At 41.2% G+C, this 21,466-nt stretch carries 15 protein-coding genes; 12 read left to right on the top strand and 3 right to left on the bottom strand.

The features are described from left to right. Positions 1-31 precede the first annotated feature (31 nt). The 8 genes from WG905_RS16760 to WG905_RS16725 all read left to right on the top strand — a co-directional run bounded on the left by WG905_RS16760 (position 32) and on the right by WG905_RS16725 (position 12,742). Complete coding sequence (locus WG905_RS16760) at positions 32-1,600, top strand: exo-alpha-sialidase (RefSeq protein ID WP_339592901.1); 1,569 nt, start codon at positions 32-34, stop codon at positions 1,598-1,600. Positions 1,601-1,603: 3 nt separating this feature from the next. Continuing rightward, a complete protein-coding gene (locus WG905_RS16755; protein ID WP_339592900.1) occupies positions 1,604-2,791 on the top strand; it encodes an AGE family epimerase/isomerase in 1,188 nt (395 codons plus the stop codon). 90 nt (positions 2,792-2,881) lie between these two features. Further along, the gene (locus WG905_RS16750) at positions 2,882-5,143 is read left to right on the top strand and encodes a TonB-dependent receptor (RefSeq protein ID WP_339592899.1); all 2,262 of its coding nucleotides are present in this window, start codon (positions 2,882-2,884) and stop codon (positions 5,141-5,143) included. Between the two features lie 4 nt (positions 5,144-5,147). Next, positions 5,148-5,954 carry a DUF4249 domain-containing protein gene (locus WG905_RS16745; RefSeq protein ID WP_339592898.1) on the top strand — a complete coding sequence of 269 codons (807 nt, stop codon included), beginning with the start codon at positions 5,148-5,150 and terminating at the stop codon, positions 5,952-5,954. A gap of 140 nt (positions 5,955-6,094) precedes the next feature. Beyond that, entirely contained in the window at positions 6,095-7,921 is a 1,827-nt protein-coding gene (locus tag WG905_RS16740) for an ATP-binding protein (RefSeq protein ID WP_339592897.1), read from the top strand. After that, positions 7,922-8,620, top strand: a complete 699-nt coding sequence (locus WG905_RS16735; protein ID WP_339592896.1) for a response regulator transcription factor — start codon at positions 7,922-7,924, stop codon at positions 8,618-8,620. A 37-nt stretch (positions 8,621-8,657) separates the two neighbouring features. Further along, entirely contained in the window at positions 8,658-10,412 is a 1,755-nt protein-coding gene (locus WG905_RS16730) for a DUF4153 domain-containing protein (protein WP_339592895.1), read from the top strand. Between the two features lie 41 nt (positions 10,413-10,453). Further along, positions 10,454-12,742 (top strand): helix-turn-helix domain-containing protein, encoded by a 2,289-nt coding sequence (locus tag WG905_RS16725; RefSeq protein ID WP_339592894.1) that lies wholly within the window; start codon positions 10,454-10,456, stop codon positions 12,740-12,742. Here WG905_RS16725 and dapF read toward each other — a convergent pair. After that, the gene (dapF, locus tag WG905_RS16720; protein WP_339592893.1) at positions 12,739-13,551 is read right to left on the bottom strand and encodes a diaminopimelate epimerase; all 813 of its coding nucleotides are present in this window, start codon (positions 13,549-13,551) and stop codon (positions 12,739-12,741) included. The genes WG905_RS16725 and dapF overlap by 4 nt on opposite strands. Positions 13,552-13,717: 166 nt before the next feature. Between dapF and WG905_RS16715 the strand changes: the two genes are divergently transcribed. The 4 genes from WG905_RS16715 (at position 13,718) to WG905_RS16700 (ending at position 18,966) form a co-directional block, all read left to right on the top strand. Next, on the top strand, positions 13,718-15,244 hold the full coding sequence (locus WG905_RS16715; RefSeq protein WP_339592892.1) for a trypsin-like peptidase domain-containing protein: 1,527 nt from the start codon (positions 13,718-13,720) through the stop codon (positions 15,242-15,244). 249 nt (positions 15,245-15,493) lie between these two features. Then, on the top strand, positions 15,494-16,174 hold the full coding sequence (locus WG905_RS16710; RefSeq protein WP_339592891.1) for a succinate dehydrogenase cytochrome b subunit: 681 nt from the start codon (positions 15,494-15,496) through the stop codon (positions 16,172-16,174). A 27-nt stretch (positions 16,175-16,201) separates the two neighbouring features. Continuing rightward, entirely contained in the window at positions 16,202-18,181 is a 1,980-nt protein-coding gene (locus tag WG905_RS16705) for a fumarate reductase/succinate dehydrogenase flavoprotein subunit (RefSeq protein WP_339592890.1), read from the top strand. Between the two features lie 14 nt (positions 18,182-18,195). Further along, positions 18,196-18,966, top strand: a complete 771-nt coding sequence (locus WG905_RS16700) for a succinate dehydrogenase/fumarate reductase iron-sulfur subunit (RefSeq protein ID WP_339592889.1) — start codon at positions 18,196-18,198, stop codon at positions 18,964-18,966. An 85-nt stretch (positions 18,967-19,051) separates the two neighbouring features. Here the strand turns inward: WG905_RS16700 and WG905_RS16695 are convergent, their stop codons facing one another. Further along, positions 19,052-20,917 (bottom strand): TonB family protein, encoded by a 1,866-nt coding sequence (locus WG905_RS16695; protein WP_339592888.1) that lies wholly within the window; start codon positions 20,915-20,917, stop codon positions 19,052-19,054. Then, positions 20,914-21,291: a BlaI/MecI/CopY family transcriptional regulator gene (locus tag WG905_RS16690; RefSeq protein WP_339592887.1), complete on the bottom strand. Its 378-nt coding sequence runs from the start codon at positions 21,289-21,291 to the stop codon at positions 20,914-20,916. The genes WG905_RS16695 and WG905_RS16690 overlap by 4 nt, the downstream gene beginning before the upstream one ends. Between the last annotated feature and the right edge of the window lie 175 nt (positions 21,292-21,466).

Here is a 21,466-nt window from a genome sequence, read left to right as displayed (position 1 = left end):
TGTTTACTTTTAAATTTTATCTTGACTAGTAATGACTAAACATTCAACCTTTAACTATGCTCTCCTGCTTTTATTTATTGTTACAGCGTCGGCCTGTACACAAAAAGTATATAAACAACAGGGGGTAAATGCCATAAAAGTGACGGCAACGGCTACAGTAAACCCCCTTTTAAAAAGGAACAATGTTAATCCTGCTGCACGTATCAATATCAATATCCCTGCAGGTAATACAGACAGGGTTTTTAAAAGCCTGCAAGGTCATATCAATGCTGATTTAAGTAAAGATATCAGTAAGCTGGAGGTTTATATGGACAGTGAAAAGCCGAGTTTTGAAAGTAAAGTTTTAGTAGGTACTTTGGTGCCTACAGATAAAAATTTCACTATTCCGCTGGAAGTTGTGCTGAAACCAGGCAGTCATAACCTTTGGTTAAGTGTGACTTTGAAAGATGGCGCCAATGATGATGCTGTTGTTGAAATCAAAACAACACAGTTAAAGGATCAAAAAGGTATCATTTTTCTCATTCAACAAGATAAAGCAAGCAGCCATCCCATTGGGATTGCTTTGCGGAAACCTATGGACGATAATATTAAATCTTACAGGATCCCGGGAATTGTGACCACCGATAAAGGTACATTGATTTCCGTTTATGACATCCGTTTTGATAACAGCCGTGATCTTCCCGGAAATATTGATGTGGGCATGAACAGAAGTACGGATGGCGGTAAAACATGGGCGCCAATGACAACTATTATGGATATGGGCGCACCACATGAAAATAATGGGGTAGGTGATCCGGCTATATTGTTTGATCCGAAAACTAAAACGATATGGGTTGCTGCGCTATGGAGTAAAGGTAACCGTTCGATCGCAGGTTCATTACCTGGCTTGTCGCCGGATGAAACCGGTCAGTTTGCAGTGACCAGCAGTACAGACGATGGCCTTACCTGGTCTAAACCGTATAGCATTACCACACAGGTTAAAAATCCTGAATGGCGCCTTTTCTTCCCTGGCCCGGGTAACGGCATTGCCATGGCTGATGGAAAGATTGTTTTCGCTGCACAGTATTGGGATGCGAACAAAATGCCGCATTCTACCCTTATTTATAGTGGCGACCATGGAAAAACATGGAAGAGCGGTGTAGGTGCTAAATCGAATACCACGGAGAGTCAGTTGGTAGAAACTACACCAGGTACATTGATGTTAAACATGAGGGATAACAGGGGTAAGTTTAGGAGTGTGGCCACTACCACCGACATGGGAAAAACATGGACCGAACATGCTACATCTTACCGTGCTTTGACTGATCCGGTTTGCATGGGTAGTTTCATCAAAGCAAATGTGATGGTAAAGGGACAAATGAAAGAGGTATTGTTTTTTAGCAACCCAAATGATTCAAAGAATAGAATCAATATCACCATTAAAGCAAGTTTAGATTTAGGCGAAACCTGGCAACCGGCAAATGAGTTGCTGCTGGATGAGCGGGATTGTTTCGGCTATTCGGCTTTAACTAAGATAGATGACAATACGCTTGGCATTTTATATGAAGGTGTAAGCAGCCTGCATTTTGTGCGCGTACCGGTAAATAAAATTATTAAATAAAAAATGAGTTATTCTTTAGCAGATTTAAAAAACCTCAAAGATTTTTACGAGAAACAATTGATCGGGGATACGGTGCCTTTTTGGTTTCCGCGTTCCATTGATCAGGAATATGGTGGCTATTTATTGTTCCGTGATGAGGACGGAACTTTAATAGATGACGATAAAGCGGTGTGGATACAAGGCCGGGCGGCCTGGTTACTTTCTACTTTATATCACACCATTGAGCCTAAAAAGGAATGGCTGGATGGGGCGAAGTCTGGGATAGACTTTTTAAATGACCATTGTTTTGATACGGATGGCCAGATGTTTTTCCACATGACGCGCCAGGGTGAGCCCATTCGTAAACGCCGCTACTATTTCTCGGAAACTTTTGCCGTTATTGCCAATGCAGCTTATGCAAAAGCAAGTGGCGATGAGGGGGCTGCGGAGAAAGCACGTAACTTGTTTGGGAAGTGTATTGAATATGCCACTACACCAGGTTTATTGCCGCCTAAGTTTACGGGAGCACGGCCTGCTAAAGGAATTGGTGTACCAATGATCATGATGAACACAGCACAGCAATTAAGGGAAACCATTGGTGACCCCCGTTGTGATGAGTGGATCAGCAAATGGATTGATGAGATTGAAACCTTTTTTGTAAAGGATGACATTCAATGTGTGATGGAACAGGTGGCGCCGGATGGCAGCATCATTGATCACGTGGATGGCAGAACGCTGAACCCCGGGCATGCCATTGAAGGAGCCTGGTTTATTTTACATGAGGCAAAATACAGGAATAATGACCCAAGGTTAATTGCTCTGGGTTGCAAGATGCTTGATTACATGTGGGAACGTGGATGGGATAAAGAGCATGGCGGAATTTTGTATTTCAGGGATGTATACAATAAGCCTGTGCAGGAATACTGGCAGGACATGAAGTTCTGGTGGCCGCATAATGAGGCCATTATTGCAACTTTATTAGCGTATACGATGACGGGTGATGAGAAGTATGCTAAATGGCATAAAATGGTGCATGATTATGCCTATGAGAAGTTTCATGATCCGAAAAACGGGGAGTGGTATGGTTATTTGCATCGTGATGGCAGCATTGCTCAAACAGCGAAAGGAAACTTGTTTAAAGGTCCTTTCCACTTGCCAAGGCAGGAATGGTATTGTCTGCAACTGCTGAAGGAGCATTTAGAAAATAAATAATTAATTGAAGAGGGGCCTGAAAGGCCCTTTTTTCTTTTCATGGCGATGCCATTAAATTTAGATATTTTTACCATAAATATTTGGCATCTTATGAGGATCTTATCCATTGTTTTTTTGTGTGTGATCACCTTGTCTCCGGTTCTTTTATTAGCACAGCAACGTTTCAATATAAGTGGTTCGGTAAGAGATGCCGCCACAGGCGAAACACTGATTGGGGCAACTGTTAAGCTGCAACAGGCATTGCAAAGCACTGGCATAGCCACAAATGGGTATGGTTTTTATTCGATAAGTGCTAATGAGGGTGAATATAATTTCATCATCAGTTACAGTGGTTATAAAATCTGGACTAAAAAAATCACCTTAAATAAGGCATTAAAAATAAACATAGAACTTGTTGGTGCTTCGAATTTGCAAGAGGTCGTAGTTAGTGGGAGTGACAGAAAGAATGAAAATGTAAAGAGTCCGCTGATGGGTTTGAACAAAATCGATATGAAGGATATCGATAATGTGCCCGTTTTATTAGGTGAGAAGGATATTCTAAAAACGATACAACTTTTGCCAGGAGTAAAAGCGGGAGGGGAGGGTAATACCGGTTTTTTTGTCCGTGGAGGTGCTGCCGATCAAAATCTTATCCTTCTGGATGAAGCTACAGTTTACAATTCGTCACATCTTTTGGGGTTTTTCTCGACTTTTAATGCCGATGCCATAAAAGATGTGAGCCTATATAAAGGGGGTATGCCATCTCAGTACGGCGGGAGGTTGTCTTCTGTGCTTGATGTTAAAATGCAAGACGGCAATGACAAAGAATATGTAGTGGAGGGCGGTATTGGTCTTATCGCATCACGTATAAAAGCAGAAGGTCCTATTGTAAAGAACAAAAGCTCATTTGTGGTCAGTGCAAGGCGTACTTATATAGATCTTCTGCTGAAAGCTTCCCCTGACTCAACTTTAAATAGTAATACCGTCAATTTTTATGACATTAATGCTAAAGTGAATTATAAGTTCGATGATAAGAATACACTGTTTCTTTCTGGCTATTTTGGTCAGGATAATATTGGAATCAAGGACCTTTTTGCTAATGACTGGGGTAACACTACTGCAACCATCCGGTGGAATCATGTGTTTAACAGTAAATTATTTTCTAATACCTCGTTAATTTACAGCAAATACAATTATGCCATTGAATTGCTTGATGAAAATAATAACGTAAAAGTAACCTCACGGATTAGGGATTTCAACTTTAAACAAGACCTTCAATACTACAGCAATGATCACATCATAAGATTTGGATTACAGGCAACACACCATCAAATAGCACCTTCTGATATTACTGCATCACCAAATTCGAGTTTAAACCCTATGTCTATAGAGAATCGTTATGGGCTGGAATCTGCTGTTTACTTAGCTGATGAGTGGACGATTACCGATAAGTTCAATTTACTGTTTGGAATAAGATTAAGCCAATTTTCCCTGCATAGACCAGGAACGATCAAAACCTATATTAATCCGGAACCACGTCTATCCGCAAGTTATAGCCTGAATGAAAGGAACTCCATAAAGGCATCCTACAACCGCAATACGCAAAATATTCATATTCTTACCAATTCCAGCTCCAGCTCGCCAACTGATCAGTATGTGATGAGTTCTAATAACATTAAACCCGAAATTGCAGACCAGATAGCCTTTGGGTATTTTAAAAATAATGAGAACAATTCCTTTGAAATTTCCGGAGAGATTTATTATAAATGGCTGCAGAACCAGATAGATTACAGGGATGGTGCAGAATTAACGGCTAATAGGAATATTGAATCAGAATTATTGTATGGCAAGGGCCGGGCATATGGGCTTGAGCTTTACGGAAAAAAAACGAAGGGAAAGCTTACTGGCTGGATCAGTTACACGCTTTCAAAAACAGAACGTCAATTTGATGAGATCAATAAGGGCAATTATTTTAATGCCAAACAGGATCGTACGCACGATCTGGCAATCGTTGGTATATATAACCTCCGCCGCTGGTCAATATCGGCTAATTATATCTACAGTACGGGGAATGCGGTGACCTATCCGGCCGGAAAGTATAACATAGGTGGCCTTACTACTTATTATTATACCGATCGGAATGCCAACCGGATGCCTTACACATCCCGCTTAGACATTGGAGCAACACTGAAAGCTAAAGAAACTGCAAAATTCCGTTCTAGCTGGACATTTAGTGTCTATAATGCGCTTAACCGTAAAAACCCTTATGCGATTCAATTCAGGGACAAACCAAATGATCCAAGCCGTACTGAAGCTGTACAAACGAGTCTTTTTGGGGTCATTCCATCGGTAACCTATAACTTTAAATTTTAATTCAATGCTAAAACATATAAAATACCTTGGTTTTTTAATTGCTGTTTCAGTTAGTATTTGTTCCTGTGAGAAAGTGATAGAAGTGGAACAGGATACCTCTTCTAACCAAATTGTGATAGAGGGTAATATTACCAATCAGTTAGGCCAACAAACAATTAAGATCAGTCAGTCGGTGCCTTATACGGATAATAATACCTATCCACCAGTTACAGGCGCAATCGTGAACGTAACTGATGACGAGGGACGTTCCTGGATTTTTAAAGAAAGTGCTCCGGGTAGTTATACTTTCGCGCCTTTAAGAGGAAAAACAGGACAGACGTATTCGCTCAAAATAAGTGTCAACAATTTGATTTTTACGGCGTCTTCAACCATGCCAAATTTGGTAGAAATAGATTCGCTCCATGTTAGAGAATTTGAATTTGGGGGTGAGGCACAGAAACAGATGGGAGTACATTACAGGGATCCTGCTGATGTTGCCAATCAATACAGATTTGTAATGAAAATTAATGGCGTTCAATCCAAACGTGTTTATGCTGAGAATGATCGTTTCATCAATGGCAATTACACGTCTTCCATCTTGTTTTATTCTGGAGATGACGATGATGACCTGAAAACCGGTGATGATGTTGAGGTTGAGATGCAATGTATAGATAAAAATATCTTCACTTACTGGTATACACTTAGCCAACAAACACAAAATGGTCCTGGTGGTGGTGTAACACCAGGAAATCCTCCCTCAAATATAAGCAACAATGCTTTGGGTTATTTCAGTGCACATACCGTGAGCAGAAGCCAAACTAAAATCAAATAACTAAGCAAAACCATCGCGCAATCATTACGTTAAAAAGTGTTAAAATGCTGCCTTTCTGCAATTGCTTGCTTAATTTTGAATACATTATGCTGAATACTACGCTGATATGCGGGTTTCAGCATGATAAATAAACTGTAAGAATGAAGAAAAAAAGCTTTTGGCTGATTACTGCTTTAATGACAATTGCATTGTTAGGTGTGGTGTTTATGCAGTTGTATTATATCAGACAAGCCTATCAGCTCAATTCCCAGCTATTTGAACAAAATGTGAACCAGGCATTGAATGCTGTGGTGAACAAGGTGCAGCGCAGAAATGCAGCCACACATATCATCAAAAAGGATTTCGAATGGCGCTTAAAAAGGGAAAGAGAGCAAAGAAATAAAGAAAAATCCATCGCACAGCTTGCTGAAAAATATAAAGAAGAAGAACGAAAAAGGAAACTGAGGCAACAGCAGATCATCATCGCTGACCTGAATTTCCAGGACAGCATGATCCGGGAGAAGTTCTACAACCCTGAAATTATTTCAGAGGAGGAGTATGTTGCTTTAGGTAACCAGTCGACCACCCCCTTAAACGTAGATGTTAATGTTGGCTTTGATGCGGAGCTGCACGTAGTGGGCGGTAATGTCCGCAAAACCTTTAGAATGGGTTCCAACAAAACCTTTAGTGTTAAGCCCGACAAGCTGCCAGACAGCATTCGTTATCTTGCTTATAGCCGTTTTGATGGTCAGCCGCTAAAGATTTCTCTGGCCAGTGTGGACGGTGTTTTAGAGGCTAAATTCAAAAATGAAGATGCACTTGCGGAAAGACGTTACAAGCTGGAGCTTAAGCGAATGCAGACTGATACCCTGGATATCTTTAATTCGGATAGCTTTAACCTGGTAGAGGAGGCCGCAAAGGAAATGGAGCAGGAAAATGTGCCCATCACCAAAAGGGTGTCTGAAGAAGTACTGGATACCTTGATCAGAAGGGAGCTGCTCAATAAAAATATTGCTTTGCCTTACAATTTCTGGGTGAAGCTGGCGCAGCGTGATTCTGTCTTATTTCAAAAAATTTCTACTGAATCTTTAGACGCTTCCCCTTCAAATACATATCAAACCACCTTATTCAGCAATGATATCAAGCGTGATCCGGGAATGCTTTATGTGAGTTTTCCCAATAAGAATGAGGTCATATTCAGGAATATGGGTGCCACACTCGCTTCTTCCGGGGGCCTGGTGCTGGTGCTGCTCTTCATCTTTTCTTACACCTTGTATGCGATTTTGAAGCAGAAAAAGGTCTCCGAGATGAAGTCTGATTTCATCAACAACATGACGCATGAGTTTAAAACGCCGGTTGCAACGATCATGATCGCCAGCGAAGCCTTAAAAGATCCTGAAATAACAGCTGATACCAACCGCCTGAAAAGACTTGCCGGAATTATTTATGATGAAAATATGCGTCTAGGCAATCATATTGAAAGGGTGTTGAGCATTGCGCGACTGGAAAAGAAAGAATTACACCTGGAATGGGAGCCCGTGGAAGTGAATGACCTGATTGTTGCCGTAACAGACAGTATGCACCTGCAATTGCAGAAAAAACAAGCGACGCTGGTTTTAAACCTCGAGGCAGAAAATTCAACTGTAAATGGTGATGAGTTGCATCTGTCCAATATTATTTATAACTTGATAGATAATGCCAATAAATACAGTGAAGATCCGCCAAGGATTACCATTTCCACCAGGAATTCAAATAAAAGCTTGATTATAGATGTCGCTGATGAAGGCATTGGCATGGAAAAAGACCAGACCAAACGTATATTTGATCAGTTTTACAGGGTGCCAACGGGCAACCTTCATGATGTGAAAGGCTTTGGCCTTGGCTTAAATTATGTGAAGGACATTGTTACCCAAATGAAAGGCAGTATAAAAGTACGCAGTGAAAAAGATAAAGGAACTGTTTTTGAAATTACCTTACCGCTCAAATAAATGAAAAAAATTCTATTGGTTGAAGATGATCCTAACCTGGGGTTGCTGCTGCAGGATTACCTGCAGTTGAAAGGCAAGTTTGACGTGACCTTATGTACTGATGGGGAAGAGGGGATCCGTGCTTTTAACAAGCAGTCTTTTGACCTCTGCATCCTGGATGTAATGATGCCCAAAAAGGATGGCTTTACGCTGGGTAAGGAAATCAGGAAGGCAAACGAAGAGGTGCCTATTATTTTTGCTACGGCTAAGGCCATGATGGAAGATAAGTCCTCGGCCTATAACCTGGGAGGCGATGATTACATTACCAAGCCTTTTCGTATTGAAGAACTGCTGCTGCGAATCAATGCGTTGTTGAAAAGGGTTTCGAAGACTAAAGAAGCTGAAGATAAACAACCCGTACAAACACAATTTGAAATCGGCGATTACGTGTTTGACTATACCACACAGCTGATCTGGTATAAGGGCCAGCAACAAAAACTTTCTACCAAGGAAGCAGAGCTTTTGCAATTGCTGTGTTTAAAAAAGAATACGGTGCTTACCCGTGAGGAGGCCCTGCTGAGTATTTGGCATGACGATAATTACTTTAATGGCCGAAGCATGGATGTGTTTTTAAGTAAATTACGGAAATACCTTCGTGAAGACCCTAAAGTCGAAATTTTAAATGTGCATGGTAAAGGTTATAAACTATTGGTAAATTAGGATAACTATTGTTTACATTTAGTATTAAACGCTGCAAATGAAATTTCCTTCTTTAGCATCTCTTTGGAATGATACCCAAAAAGTACTCCTTCGTTTTCCTTTACAGGTACTGGTCACCATCCTGGCCATTGTAGTCATCTTTATTTTAGCCGATTTCAAGGGAAATCAGGCTGTTGAACATAATTTAATTAAGCTGGTGCTCATTTGTAACATGGCGCTGGTTTTATTGTTGGCTGCTGATTTGTTTGCTGAGGTGCACCAAATTGGAGGTGTTCGAAAATGGGGCCTGCGGTTGTTGTGCCTGCTGATTTGCACCGCATTCTATTTTATACTCCGGCCACATCTTTATATGGCCGATATGTTTCGCATCGGCTTACTGATTTTTTCTTTCCATTTAATGGTTGCCTTCTCCCCTTTTATCAAAAAAGGGAACCTCCATGGCTTTTGGGAATACAATAAAGTCTTGTTCCTGCGTATTTTAACCGCAGGACTCTATGCGGCAGTTCTTTTTGCGGGTCTTTCCATTGCACTTCTGGCTATAGACGGACTGTTTAATGTGAAGATCCAGTCGCCTGTTTATCTTCGCTTACTCTCTGTAGTAGGCGTTGGTTTTACAACGGTGTTTTTTTTAGCGGGAGTTCCTGTTGATTTCACCAGCATCAACAATACCCAACACACTTACCCTAAAGGTTTAAAAATCTTTACGCAATATGTATTGATCCCTTTATTAACCATCTATCTTCTTATTTTGTTGGTTTATGAAGCGAAGATCCTTGTCAGCTGGGAACTGCCGAAAGGACTGGTCTCGACCTTGATCCTTGGTTATGCAGTATTCGGCGTATTGTCATTGTTGCTGGTTTATCCGATTAAGGAACAGGAAGGCAATGGCTGGATCAAGTACTTTTCACGCTGGTTTTACATCATGATGATTCCTTTGGTGATTTTATTGCTGCTCGCTGTCTGGAAAAGGGTAGATAATTACGGGATCACTGAACCTCGTTATATCCTGATTATCCTGGCTTTATGGCTGTCTATCATCACCGCTTATTTCCTGATCAGTGCAAAGGACAACATTAAAATTATTCCTATCAGTTTATGTATCCTGGCCCTCTTAGCCACCTATGGTCCTCAAAGTGCTTTTTCTGTTTCCCGTTATTCGCAGACTCAAAGACTAAAAAAGCTGATGAGTGGTAAGGACGCCTATGCGATGAGAGAGAAGCCTGAAGTTATACGTTACCTCGCATTGAACCATGGCCTGGCCTCTTTACAGCCATTTGCCAAGGTTGATTTGGAGCAACTGAGCGACAACCTGGACCAGGACACCCGTTTAGCTGCCCAGCATGCTTATCAGCGGGAAAGAATTCTGGTTGATACGGCCTATGCCTTGTTGAAAATAGATAAAGCTGCCGTTAAACACAGACGGTTCCTCCAGGTTAAAGCGCAGGAAGAGGGCGTGGTTAACACCAAAGGTTTTGATTATGTGATCCCTGTGCAGGCCCATATCACCAATTTTGAGGGAATGCTAGATGGTGTTCCACTAAAGATTGTAAAAATGCAGGATAACAAGCTTTCTGTAAAAATTGCTGATGAGCCCCTGCTCATTTTTGACACTAAACCAGCGGTTATTGCAGCGAAAAATTCAGCTGTCTTTCCTGCTGACGGGATCAGGATAAAAACAACGGCTAATGGGCGCGAGCTTACTTTATTGATTACAGAGTTAACTGTTTCTTACGGAAGTGAGCAACAAGAAAACTTAAGTTACCAGGGCTATCTGCTGGTGAAGATAAAATAAAAGCGACCCAAGAGATCAATTAAGTTGTTTAAATTTGCGGCATGTCTGAAACTAATCCTGCAGAACTGGCTGCAAAATTCATCAACTATACTTCCCGGCATATCTTCCTGACTGGTAAAGCCGGAACAGGAAAAACGACTTTTCTCAGGAATCTAGTGCAGTTGACACATAAAAAGGCAGTGATTGTGGCACCTACTGGTATTGCGGCAATTAATGCCGCAGGAGTTACCATCCATTCCTTGTTTCAGTTGCCTTTTGGCACTTATTTGCCTAAACAACCCAGCGCTGGGGATAGTCATTTTAACCAGCAGTACAATACCCCAAAATCTTTAGTCAGACATTTACAAATGAACAGTACCAAAAGACGGATCTTTACCGATCTGGAGTTGCTGATCATTGATGAGGTGAGTATGTTGCGGGCAGATCTTTTAGATGCCATCGACATGGTGTTACGTTATGTGCGTAAAGACAATTCGAATTTTGGTGGTGTGCAGGTATTATTTATCGGCGACTTACACCAGTTGCCACCAGTGGTGAAAAACAACGAATGGACTTTGCTCAGTGAATTTTACCAGAGTGCCTATTTCTTCGATGCGCAGGCACTCCGTTTAAATCCACCGGTTTATATTGAACTTGAAAAAGTATACCGACAGGCGGATGATGTGTTCATCAACCTTTTAAATAATTTACGGAACAATGCTGTCACTGAACAGGATGTGGCCTTGTTAAAAACTTTCTACCAGAAAGACTTCAAGCCGGGTGTGAAGGATAAATACATAACCCTGACCACCCACAACCTGCGGGCGGATACGCTGAACAAACAAAGTTTAGAAGCACTGAAAGCGCCTTCGCACTTTTATAAGTCGCAGGTAGAGGATGAATTTTCAGAATCTGCTTACCCGGCAGAGCAAAGCCTTGAGCTTAAAATTGGTGCGCAGGTCATGTTCATCAAAAATGATCCAACACCTGAAAAGCGTTTTTTCAACGGAAAGATTGCCACCGTCATTTCACTATCCGCCGATGCCATAGAAGTAGAAACAGAGGGTGCCAAAGACAGGATCATCCTGGAGAAATATACCTGGAAAAATATACGCTATACCACTGATCAGGTCACCCATGAGATCAAGGAAGAGGTGATCGGCAAGTTTATCCAATACCCTATTAAATTGGCCTGGGCGATAACCGTACATAAAAGCCAGGGCTTAACGTTTGATAAAGCCATCATTGATATTGGCAACGCCTTTGCACCCGGACAAATATATGTGGCCTTGTCACGACTGCGTTCTCTGGATGGGCTGATCTTAACCTCACAGATCTCCGGATCGGGCATCATGCAGGACCCGAACGTATCTATGTTCTCGCGGAATAAAGTTGCCAGCGAAATTTTAAACGAACAGATTAAAGAGGAGAGTGATATTTTCTTGAGAAACTACCTGCTTAAATGTTTCGACCTGACTAACCTGGATAATTACGTGTATGAGCATGTGCATTCCTACACCAAAGACCTGAATAAATCTGCCAAGCAGAAACATTTTAAATGGGCACAGAAATTACTTGCCGATTTAAGTGAGCAAAAGGCTAATGCCAATAAGTTCCTTTCACAGATTCAACGTCTTTGCATGGACAGATCTGCAAATGGTTTGAAAGTGCTGTTGGAACGTACCCTTGCTGCGGAAAACTATTTTAACCCGGTTTTGAAAAAGATGTCGCTCAACATCTTCGAAAGAATGGAGCTGGTTAAACAGGAAAAACAGATCATCGCGTTTCTTACCGAGCTGGTAGAGATGGAATCTTTGTTTTATGAGCAGTTTAAGAACATCCGCAAAGCCTCGGCTTTGTTAAAAGCGACGATAGAAGGAAAGGATTTTACCAAGCAGGATGTGAATGAGCTGCTTGACGAGGCAAGCCGTGAGTTGGAGCTGAAAAAAGTATTTGGCAGCGCCAACACTTTAGATTTTACCGGTAAAAAAGCGGCTGCCACCAAGAAAGCTTCGGCTGGCAAGAGCAAAAAGACAGCCTCTAAGGCGCCAAAAGAAGATACCAAAGAGCTTTCGCTGCAATTGCTCAAACAAGGGAAGACCCCAATGGAGATTGCGGCGGAAAGAAAGATGGTGATCGGCACCATTGAAGGCCACCTGGCCCATTATGTGGCCATGCAGGAGATTTCCGCCAAGGAAGTGATTGGCAGCAGGAAACTAGATAAAATTCTGGAGGCTATCACATCCCTGAAAACAACGCAAATGAACCCCATCCGGCAGCATTTGGGCAGGGAATATACTTTTGGCGAGATTAAGATCGGTCTTGCCGCTTTCCAGGCGGAGCGGGGTTAAATCGTTACCTCTCCCTTAAACACCACTTCTGCTGGTCCGCATAAAAAGATGTTGCTGAATTGCTCACCATCGTAGTCAAAATCTATGCGTAAGTCGCCACCTAACACTTTTACAGGGGTGCTCAGCTTTCCGGTCTGTCCCTTTTCGCGTGCCATGGATAGGGCTACCGCCGTAACTCCCGTGCCACAAGCATAGGTTTCTTCTTCAACGCCCCTTTCGAAAGTCCGTACAAAGAGGTAATCGCCTTTGTCTTCAATGAAATTCACATTGATACCCATTTCTTTGTAAGTATCATTATTCCGGATGGCTTTACCTTCCTGGTAGACATCCATGGTTTCAAGGTTGTTTACTTGTTTCACATAATGTGGGGAGCCTGTGTTTAAAACAAAAGCACTCCCATCTCTTTTAATGTCCGCAACATCAATCATTTGCAAGTCAACGTAATTGCCTTCAGGTGTAATTTTGGCAAAGTGTGGGCCGTCGACTGCCAAAAATTCAGTTTTTAGGTCAATTAGGCCAAGCGATTTGGCAAAGGCGACGATGCATCTGCCCCCATTCCCGCACATGCTGCCAAGTTTGCCGTCAGCATTGTAATAAAGCATCTCAAAATCATAACCATCACGCAATTGTAAGAGCATTAAACCGTCTGCACCAATGCCAAAGCGCCTGTTGCACAGCCTTTCAATGGTATTGGTATTCAAATCGTTATATTTGTTTTCGCGGTTATCTACTAGAATAAAGTCATTGCCTGCACCCTGATATTTGAAAAAGGGAACATTTATGCCATGGGGTTGTGTTGTATTTAACATTTTTTAACTAAATAATGAGTTTGAGAATAGGCAAATATCGGTGATGTGGTATTAAATTTGAACATTAATAAACACAAATAACAATATACGTATCATAAAAAACCTTTATCAGTCTGTTTTGTATTATTAAAAGCAGCCAGATGGGGTATAATTAAATAATATGCAAATGAAAAAAATAGGATTAATAGTTTTGGCTGCGTTTATAGGCGGGGCAGCATCAATTGGCGCCTATAAGTTATTAGAGCGAAATGATGACCAGATGAGCATATCAGAAAAGCAGGAAGTGCTGTTCGCTAATAACCCTTCAAGGGTATCATCAACCGGCTCTATTGACTTTGTTCAGGCTTCTGCCGCGGTATCGCCCGCAGTCGTACACATCAGAACAACTTTTAACACCACAAGCAAAAAGGAAAGTTCTCCTTTTGACATGATGGAAGATTTCTTTGGCGGCGGTAGCAGAAGGTCTAGGGCACCAAGAGCTGCTTCTGGATCTGGTGTGATTTTAACCCCTGATGGTTATATCGTTACCAATAACCACGTGGTTGCCAATTCACAAAAAGTAGAAGTGGTGTTACACGACAGACGTAAGGTGATTGCTAGAGTTATCGGTACTGATCCTAACACGGATTTAGCTTTAATTAAGGTTGATGCTTCGGATTTGCCAGTGGTGAAAATGGGTAACTCTGATAATGTTCAGGTAGGTGAGTGGGTATTGGCAGTGGGTTTCCCTCTGGATCTACAAACCACGGTAACTGCCGGTATAGTGAGTGCTAAAGCAAGATCAATTGGTATTTTAGCCAGGAATCAACAGCAACAGCCTTCGCAAGAAGAATATGAAGAATATCAAAGAACTGGCAAACTGCCTGCAAGACCCAACAACAGTATAGAATCTTTTATTCAAACGGATGCGGCTATTAATCCGGGTAACAGTGGTGGTGCATTGGTGAATGCCAACGGTGAATTGATTGGTATCAACTCTGCTATTGCTTCACAAAGTGGTGTTAATGAGGGCTACGGATTCGCTATTCCGATCAACCTTGCAAAAAAGGTACTGGAAGACTTTAAGAAGTATGGTGTTGTTAAACGTGGTTACATTGGTGTTACCTTTGTTCCTTTGGATGCTGACTATGCTGAGCAATTAAAAGTAGATGACATCAATGGTCTTTACGTGAATGAGGTGTTGCCAGATGGCGGTGGTGCTGATGCAGGTATCAAAAAAGGCGACATTATTAAAAAGGTAGAAGGTGTTACTATTTATGATTCCCCTGATCTTCAGGAGAAAATCGGTCGCATGAGCCCTGGTGATAAAGTAAAATTGACTGTTTTAAGGGAGGGTAAATTAAAAGACCTGACTGTTACCTTAAAAGGTGATAACAGTGTGAGTAAACCTACACCGGAACTTGCAGGAAAAACTACAGGTGCAACGATTGGTAAATTAGGTGCTTCTTTCGCTCCTGCATCCGATGCTTTGAAAGCTAAATATGGTGTAAAAAGCGGTGTTGTGGTGACTGCAGTTGAAGCCGGTAAGATGTTCGATTCACTTGATGTTCCTAAAGGAATGTTAATTACGACCATCAACGGTAAGGCTGTAAATTCGGTTAAGGATGTTGAGGATGCTTTGCCAACATCAAAAAATGGTATGACTACAATAACTGGTATTACAGAGAACGGAAAATATACTTTCTCTTTCTAAGGCAGCCGACTTTTAATATAGCGGCCGCATCATGTTCTTCATGGTGCGGCCGCTTTTTTTTGTGCTGTTTTTTACGCCGAATCAAAGCCGTTGATTTTTATTATACGGTAGCAATATGCAAACGAAAACTCTTTCCACTTTGAGGAAAAATCTTAGAATGTTTCTAAATAAAGGATTTATGGCTGGAATTACGGAATTTATTCATTTATTAAATACTTTTGCAGTTACAAAATATTAAAAAACAAACAAATGGCTAGTTTCGGAAACGCTTTTTCCTCTTCTATTGGGAAAAAATTAATAATGGGCATTACCGGCCTGTTTTTGGTTTTATTTTTAATAGTGCATTGTTTTCTCAATGCGCTGATATTTATTAATGACGGAGGTCTTACCTTTAATATGGGTGCACATTTTATGTCTGGTAACTGGGTAATCAGGGCCGGCGAGATCGTGCTCTTCGTGGGCTTAATAGCTCATATTTACCAGGGTGCCCGTGTAACTTTTCAAAACCAGGCAGCGAGACCTGTAAAATATGCAGTTAATGATGGCAAAGCAAACAGTAAATGGTATTCCCGTTCGATGGGTTTATTGGGAACATTGTTAGCTATCTTTTTAATTGTGCATTTAGCTAACTTCTGGGTAGTATCCAGGTTTACAGGAATCCCTACACTTGATGTAAACGGTAACGAGGACCTTTATGCGGTAATGAAAGAAACTTTTAGCAATGTGTGGATTGTAATCCTGTATACATTGGCTATGGCTTCATTATGTTACCATTTACTACATGGTTTCGCTTCTGCATTCCAAACATTGGGATGGAACCACAAAAAATACAATGGCCTGATCAAAGGCTTTGGTGTTTGGTATTCCATCATCATATCTGTGCTTTTCGCTTTAATGCCGATCGCCTTTTATGCAGGTTTTATTAATTAATTTTTGAACGTCTAAGCTTAAAATAACATGGCAGAATTAAATGCTCATATACCAGAAGGTGAATTAACCGAAAAATGGACTAAGTTACGTTCTTCGATGCCTTTGGTAAATCCATCCAATAAAAGGAATATAGAAATCATTGTTGTGGGTTCTGGTTTAGCCGGTGCTTCGGCTGCGGCTACGCTTGCTGAAATGGGATACAAAGTTAAATGTTTTTGTTTTCAGGATTCTCCACGTCGTGCACACTCTATTGCTGCGCAGGGAGGAATCAATGCGGCAAAGAATTACCAGAATGATGGCGATAGCACTTACCGCTTATTTTACGACACCATTAAAGGTGGCGATTACCGTGCCCGTGAAGCTAACGTTTATCGTTTAGCTGAAGTAAGCTCGAATATTATTGATCAGGCTGTTGCACAAGGTGTGCCTCTGGCAAGGGAATATGGTGGTCTATTAGATAACCGTTCTTTTGGTGGTACACAGGTTCAACGGACTTTTTATGCTGCCGGACAAACTGGTCAGCAATTGCTTTTAGGTGCTTATAGTGCATTGGAGCGTCAGATTGGCATGGGTAAGGTAGAAATGTATACCCGCCATGAAATGCTTGAAGTGGTTAAAGTTGACGGTAAAGCGCGTGGTATCATTGCCCGTAATTTAATTACCGGAGAATTGGAACGCCATTTCGGTCATGCCGTATTGATCTGCAGCGGTGGTTATGGTAACGTATTTTACCTTTCTACCAACGCAATGGGAAGTAATGCAACGGCAGCATGGAAAGCACACAAACAAGGTGCTTTTTTTGGTAACCCTTGTTTCACGCAGATTCACCCAACTTGTATCCCGGTTTCCGGAGATCACCAGAGTAAGTTAACCCTGATGTCTGAGTCCTTAAGAAATGACGGACGTATCTGGGTGCCTAAAAAGAAAGATGATAACCGTAAACCTACGGATATCCCTGAAGAGGAAAGAGATTATTATTTAGAGCGTCGTTACCCTGCTTTTGGTAACCTGGTTCCGCGTGATGTGGCATCCCGTGCTGCAAAAGAACGTTGTGATGCAGGTTATGGTGTTGGTAAATCCAAATTAGCGGTTTACCTGGACTTTAAAGCCAATACAGAACGTTACGGACGTATCGAAGCTACAAAACATAACGACCACAATCCCGATTATGAAACTTGCATGAGGTTGGGAAGAGAAGTGATTAAGGAGAAATACGGTAACTTATTTGACATGTACAAACAAATTACTGGTGAAGATCCTTATGATGTGCCTATGCGCATTTATCCTGCAGTTCACTATACCATGGGTGGTTTATGGGTTGATTATAACCTGATGACAACTGTACCTGGTTTGTATGCTCTGGGTGAAGCAAATTTCTCTGACCACGGTGCTAACCGCTTAGGTGCTTCGGCATTGATGCAGGGACTGGCAGATGGATACTTTGTGATCCCTGCTACCATTGGTGCTTATTTATCTAAAGATTTGTCTACCAAGGCTATCTCGACAGACCATCCGGCGTTTGCGGAAGCAGAAGCAAGTGTGAAGTCAATCCTTGATACATTCTTCGCCATTAAAGGAACCAAGACTGTTGATTATTTCCACAAGAAATTAGGAAAAATCATGTGGGAAAAATGTGGTATGGCACGTAATGAAAAGGGCCTTCAGGAAGCTATTGTTGAGATCCGTGAATTGCGTAAGGAATTCTGGTCTGACCTTAAGGTTCCTGGCACTGCCGATGAATTAAATCCAGAATTAGAAAAAGCTGGCCGTGTAGCTGACTTTATCGAATTGGGTGAGTTGATGTGCATGGATGCCCTGGACAGAAATGAATCTTGTGGTGGTCACTTCCGCGAAGAATTTCAGACACCAGAAGGTGAGGCGTTAAGGGACGATGTGAATTATTCTTATGTTTCTGCCTGGGAATATTCAGGTGATGTTCAATTCAAATTGCATAAAGAAGAATTGAATTTCGAAAACATTAAGGTTGCACAAAGAAGTTATAAATAGTAAATCTCAAAATCATGAGTACAGGAAATATGAATTTAACGCTAAAAATCTGGCGTCAAAAAAATAACAAAGCCAATGGTCAATTGGTGGATTATAAAGTAGCTGATATTTCTCCTGATATGTCATTCTTGGAGATGTTTGATGTATTGAATGAAACTTTAGTTACTAAAGGTGATGAGCCTGTTGTTTTTGATCATGATTGCAGGGAAGGTATCTGTGGTGCATGTTCAATGTATATCAACGGCAGACCTCATGGACCGCTGGAAGGTGTAACAACTTGTCAGTTACACATGCGTTCATTTAAAGATGGCGATACCATCGTTGTTGAACCATGGAGAGCAACAGCGTTTCCAGTAATTAAAGACTTAATGGTAGATCGTACTGCATTCGACAGAATTGTTGCTGCAGGAGGCTTTATATCAGTGAATACAGGGAATGCACAGGATGCAAACAACCTTCCTATTCCTAAGAGTCAGGCAGACTCGGCTTTTGAAGCTGCTGCTTGTATAGGTTGTGGTGCTTGTGTTGCCACCTGCAAAAATGCTTCGGCAATGTTATTCACTTCGGCAAAGATTTCCCAACTGGCACAATTGCCACAAGGACAGCCAGAACGTTACCGTCGTGCACAAAGCATGGTTGCGCAAATGGATGCAGAAGGTTTTGGTAACTGTACCAATACCGGTGCTTGTGAGGTTGAATGCCCTAAAGGAATCACCCTTGAAAATATTGCAAGAATGAATCGTGATTTTTATCACGCAAAATTTGTTTCTGAAGAAGAAGTTTAATAAATTTATAGATCGAGACAAGGGTATAAGCGAAACCCCAGCCAATTTGGTTGGGGTTTTGTGTTTTAGCTTTTTTTAAACGAGACTAATCAGCTTTCTTTGGCTCATTTACGGGTGCTGTTACCTTATTTAAACTTTTCGCTTTAGTCTTGATTTCCAGCACGCCATTCTTTCCCTCTGCACCATAAATTTCAACTGCCGATGGACCTTTTAAGACATTTACTGATGCGATTTCATTTGGACTAAGGTTGTTCATGTCACTTTCGAGTACTTTTACACCGTCAACCATATACATTGGCTTTGACTGTGCTTTCATTTCGCTTACGGCGATGACGCTCGTGCTATCTTTAGAACGCTTATATCCTATAACAGTTGTTTTTGTAGTATCTGGCAATTTGAAACCGACCGGAATATTATATTTAACTCTTACCGGCTTACCATTCAAAATGCCTGGCGTCCAGTTTGGAGATTCTTCCAATACCCTTACTGCTTCTTCATCAGTTCCGTATCCTAATTTTCGGTCTACACGAATGTGGTTAATCTTGCCGTCTTTTTCTACAATAAATGATATAAATACCTTTCCTTCTATTTTATTGGCTTTGGCTTCTGCCGGGTATTTTAAATTCCCACGCAGGTATTCGTAAAATTTGTCCATCCCACCTGGAAAACTTGGTTGCGTTTCAATAGACACAAAATCATAGACCTGGGATTCTCTTGTAACTGTAATGGTGTTCAATTTTGTATAACCCGCTAAAGCAAATTCGTTGGTGTTTTCAGCCTTTTTTTCAACATCCTGAAGTCTGAAATTAACCGTAAAGAGGTAATCGCCATTTGGGATGTTTTGGTACTTTTTATAAGCTAAAATGCTTCGCATTACTTCTTCCTCCAAACCAAATCCCATTGATGATCCAGCAACACCCAAGTTGTTGATGCTGCCATCTTTAAGGTTGAATTTGATATGAACATCACCTTCTTTTTTAGCGATAACGGCTTCGTTTGGATATTTTAGGTTTCGTTTTCCAAAGGAATAAAAATCATCCCAACCCTGTAAGGAGGTGGACGGAGCTATATCCTGAAGGATGTTCAGTGGTTTCTCTAATGGAATTGCTGCCGCTGCCTCTTTTAACTGCTCGTTGTTGCGCAAGCTGGCAGAAGAAAAGATCAGGGTCAGTGCAAATAAGGGTAAAAACAGGCCGTATTTTAATAAGGCGGTTTTTGCAGATTTCTGTTGGTTAAGCATATAAATTCGTTTTTTAAGGAGTGATTTATTGAAAAAACTGTTCGTAAGGTGGTTTACAGGTATCCCAAAGGCATGGCTAACCAATAATAATGCATACTGTTCTTTATCGCCGATGAATTTTACGGCTTCTTCATCTGCCAGGTACTCATGAATGCTTTTCAGGCTCTGCTTGTACAAATAGATAATTGGATTGAACCAGGTGAAGATGCCAAGTACTTCAAAGAAAATGACATCCATGCTATGGTATTGCCTGCTGTGCACAGCTTCATGATGTTGTATAGTCTTGAATTCCGGCAACTCCGGGTCAATAGCGCTCTGCTTAAAAAAAGAAAAGGCAGCGCCTGCTGTGCTTGTCTTCAGGATACGCCTCACCTGCAATAGCTGATAAAGTAACCTGAGGGTGAAAAATACAACACCCACGACATAGACGAGTGCGAGAAATTCACCCAGGTTAAATTCAGCCGCCTGCACTTCGTTAATTGATGCCTCGCCCATCAACTGGTCCAGCCCCGAATAAATTGGTTGAGCTGCCGGTTGCGTCGTTAACCAATCCCATCTTAAAAAAGGTAAACTAAGGGATAGAAGGCCCGCAGACACCAAATAGAGGCGGTTCAAGGTAAAATAAGTCTCCTTGTCTAACAAGAGCTTATAGAAGCCGTAAAATACCAACAGGTAGATATTGGCTTGCAGTAGATAATGTGCCCAGCTCATCTTGGTCGGTTTTTCATGTCCTTAATCATTTTTAAAATCTCATCCACATCACTCAGGTCCAGCTTATCTTCCTTCACAAAAAAGGAAAACATGCTTTCTACAGAATTTTCAAAGTAATTATCCAAGAGCTTCTCTGTCGCATGCCGTTTATAATCTTCCCTGCTGATTAAAGGATAATACTGATGTGCTTTGCCAAAGGCTTCATGGGCCAGAAAACCTTTTGATTCCAGGATCCTGATAATGGTAGAAACCGTATTATAGGCTGGTTTCGGTTCTGGTAAATGATCCATCACGTCCTTGACAAAACCTTTTTCTATTTGCCAGATGATTTGCATCAGCTGTTCTTCTGCTTTGGTTAAATCTTTTATTTCCATGTTTTATCGGTTTTTAGGTGTTGATTATCAGCGTGCTGCAGGCTGTTGATAAACGTTATTTAAAGCTATAACTAATAAGTTAGTTATGCAAATATTTATAACTATTTTTTTAGTTGATAAATGTTTTAACAATAAGGCGTATCTTTCCTTAAGAACATTTAAGAAACCTGAAGCA

Source organism: Pedobacter immunditicola (assembly GCF_037482985.1).
GTDB classification, from domain to species: Bacteria; Bacteroidota; Bacteroidia; order Sphingobacteriales; family Sphingobacteriaceae; genus Pedobacter; species Pedobacter immunditicola.
This window is presented reverse-complemented; position numbering and strand designations above follow the sequence as displayed.